The organism is uncultured Aquincola sp., assembly GCF_964001545.1.
In the GTDB taxonomy this organism is placed as follows: Bacteria; Pseudomonadota; Gammaproteobacteria; order Burkholderiales; family Burkholderiaceae_C; genus Aquincola.
In genome coordinates this window covers 1-3,281 of sequence record NZ_CAXFDV010000412.1, presented here as the reverse complement: position 1 = coordinate 3,281, position 3,281 = coordinate 1, and the positions used below count along the sequence as shown (strand labels likewise).

Here is a 3,281-nt window from a genome sequence, read left to right as displayed (position 1 = left end):
GTAGTGCTCCTCGCCCACCGCGTTGGGGTCGACCTGGCGCGAGGTCGAGTCCAGCGGGTCCACGGCGGGGTAGATGCCCAGCGCGGCGATGTCACGCGACAGCACCACGGTGGCGTCCAGGTGGGCGAAGGTGGTGGCAGGCGACGGGTCGGTCAGGTCGTCCGCAGGCACGTAAACGGCCTGGATCGAGGTGATCGAGCCCACCTTGGTCGAGGTGATGCGCTCTTGCAGGCGGCCCATTTCCTCGGCCAGCGTCGGCTGGTAGCCCACGGCGGAAGGCATACGGCCCAGCAGTGCGGACACTTCGGTACCGGCCAGCGTGTAGCGGTAGATGTTGTCCACGAAGAACAGCACGTCACGGCCTTCGTCGCGGAACGACTCGGCGATGGTCAGGCCGGTCAGGGCCACGCGCAGGCGGTTGCCCGGCGGCTCGTTCATCTGGCCGTAGACCATGGCCACCTTGGAGTCCGGCAGGCTCTCCAGGTTGACCACGCCCGAGTCGGCCATCTCGTGATAGAAGTCGTTGCCCTCACGGGTACGCTCGCCCACGCCCGCAAACACCGACAGGCCGCTGTGCGCCTTGGCGATGTTGTTGATGAGCTCCATCATGTTCACAGTCTTGCCGACGCCGGCACCGCCGAACAGACCCACCTTGCCGCCCTTGGCGAACGGGCAGATCAGGTCGATCACCTTGATGCCGGTTTCCAGCAGCTCGGTCGAGGGCGACAGTTCGTCGTACGTGGGGGCCTTGCGGTGGATCGAGGCCGTCAGTTCCTGGCTCACCGGACCGCGCTCGTCGATCGGGTTGCCCAGCACGTCCATGATGCGGCCCAGAGTGGCCTGGCCCACCGGCACCGAGATGGCGGCGCCGGTGTTGTAGACCATGGTGCCGCGGCGCAGGCCGTCGGACGAACCGAGGGCGATGGTACGCACCACGCCGTCGCCCAGCTGCTGCTGCACTTCCAGCGTCAGCGCCGAGCCTTCCATCTTGAGCGCGTCGTACACGCGCGGCATGTTCTGCGGGGGAAATTCAACGTCCACCACCGCGCCGATGCATTGGACGATCTTGCCTTGGGCTTGCGTCATGTCAGTTCCTTTAATCTTTTCCGTCACACTGCAGCGGCGCCGCTGACGATCTCGGAGAGTTCCTTCGTGATCGCCGCCTGGCGGGTCTTGTTGTAGACCAGCTTCAGCTCACCGATCAGGTTGCCGGCGTTGTCGGTGGCGGCCTTCATCGCAACCATGCGGGCCGATTGCTCCGACGCCATGTTCTCGGCCACCGCCTGGTAGACCAGCGCCTCGACGTAGCGGGTCAGCAGCTCGTCGATCACCGTCGCGGCATCGGGCTCGTAGATGTAGTCCCAGCCGTAGGCCTGCTTCTCTTCGGCCGACTGCGCCAGGCGCGAGCCGTCGAGCGGCAGCAGCTGCTCGACCACCGGCTCCTGCCGCATCGTGTTGATGAAGCGGGTGTAGCAGAGGTAGACCTTGTCGACCTTGCCTTCGATGAAGGCGTCCAGCATCACCTTGACCGGGCCGATCAGCTTCTCGAGCACGGGCGCATCGCCCAGCTGCACGGCGTGGCTGACCACGGGCACGCTCATCCGGTTCAGGAAGCCGTAGCCCTTGTTGCCGATCGCCACCGCCTGCACCTTGTTGCCGGCGGCCTGGTCTTCACGCATGCGGGCCGTGACGGCGCGCAGCACGTTGGTGTTCAGGCCACCGCACAGGCCCTTGTCGGTGGTGACGACGATGTAACCCGCCACCTTCGACGTGCCGTCGGTCCGCATGTAGGCCGACTGGTACTCGGGATTCGCGTTCGACAGGTTGGCCGTGATGTTGCGGATCTTGTCGCTGTACGGACGCGCGCCGCGCATCCGGTCCTGCGCCTTGCGCATCTTGGAAGCGGCGACCATTTCCATGGCCTTGGTGATCTTCTTGGTGTTCTCCACCGATTTGATCTTGCCGCGTATTTCCTTGCCGACAGCCATCTCGGGCTCCTGTTAGGCGAACGACTTCTTGAACGAAGCGATCGCGTCGGTCAGCTTGGCTTCGGAGTCCTTGCTCAGCGCCTTCTCGGATTCCAGCGTCTGCAGCAGAGCGGCATGGCTGGTCTTCAGGTGCTGGTGCAGGCCGTGTTCGAACGCCAGGATCTTCTTGACGTCGACGTCGTCCATGTAGCCCTTGTTGACCGCGAACAGCGTCGCGCCCATCAGGCTGATGGGCAGCGGCGAGTACTGCGCCTGCTTCAGCAGTTCGGTCACGCGGGCACCGCGGTCCAGCTGTTTGCGGGTGGCGGCGTCCAGGTCGGAAGCGAACTGCGCGAACGCAGCCAGTTCACGGTACTGCGCCAGGTCGGTACGGATACCGCCGGACAGGCCCTTGATCAGCTTGGTCTGGGCGGCACCACCGACGCGCGACACCGAGATACCGGCGTTGATGGCGGGGCGGATACCGGCGTTGAACAGGCTGGTTTCCAGGAAGATCTGGCCGTCGGTGATCGAGATCACGTTGGTCGGCACGAAGGCGGACACGTCGCCGGCCTGCGTTTCGATGATCGGCAGCGCGGTCAGCGAGCCGGTCTTGCCCTTGACCTCACCCTTGGTGAAGGCTTCGACGTAGTCGGCGTTCACGCGGGCGGCACGCTCCAGCAGGCGGCTGTGGAGATAGAACACGTCGCCAGGGAAAGCTTCGCGGCCCGGCGGGCGGCGCAGCAGCAGCGACACCTGACGGTAGGCCACGGCCTGCTTGGACAGGTCGTCATAGACGATCAGGGCGTCCTGGCCGCGGTCGCGGAAGTACTCGCCCATCGTGCAGCCCGAGTAGGCCGACACGTACTGCATCGCCGCCGATTCGGAGGCCGAGGCCGCCACGACGATGGTGTACTCCATCGCACCGGCCTGCTCCAGCGCGCGCACCACGTTCTTGATCGACGAAGCCTTCTGGCCGATCGCGACGTAGATGCAGGTCATGTTCTGACCCTTCTGGCTGATGATCGCGTCGATGGCGACGGCGGTCTTGCCGGTCTGGCGGTCGCCGATGATCAGCTCGCGCTGGCCACGGCCGACGGGCACCATCGAGTCGATCGACTTCAGGCCGGTCTGCACCGGCTGGTCCACCGACTTACGGGCGATCACGCCCGGGGCGACCTTCTCGATCACGTCGGTCAGCTTGGCGTTGATCGGGCCCTTGCCGTCGATGGGCTGACCCAGCGCGTTGACCACGCGGCCGATCAGCTCGGGGCCGACCGGCACTTCCAGGATGCGGCCCGTGCACTTGACGGT

At 65.5% G+C, this 3,281-nt stretch carries 3 protein-coding genes; all 3 read right to left on the bottom strand.

Annotation, left to right across the window (positions count from 1 at the left end):
* Positions 1-1,086: F0F1 ATP synthase subunit beta (atpD, locus tag ABNT58_RS14080; RefSeq protein WP_348754092.1), on the bottom strand; the 1,086-nt coding region annotated here is incomplete at its 3' end.
* A 23-nt stretch (positions 1,087-1,109) separates the two neighbouring features.
* A complete protein-coding gene (gene atpG, locus ABNT58_RS14075; protein WP_348754091.1) occupies positions 1,110-1,988 on the bottom strand; it encodes a F0F1 ATP synthase subunit gamma in 879 nt (292 codons plus the stop codon).
* Positions 1,989-2,000: 12 nt separating this feature from the next.
* On the bottom strand, positions 2,001-3,281 hold a 1,281-nt coding region (atpA, locus tag ABNT58_RS14070; RefSeq protein WP_348754090.1), incomplete at its 5' end, for a F0F1 ATP synthase subunit alpha.

Bases quoted from the DNA above. Each gene is read 5' to 3' on its own strand.
- atpG (WP_348754091.1), bottom strand. From the start codon at position 1,988: ATGGCTGTCGGCAAGGAAATACGCGGCAAGATCAAATCGGTGGAGAAC.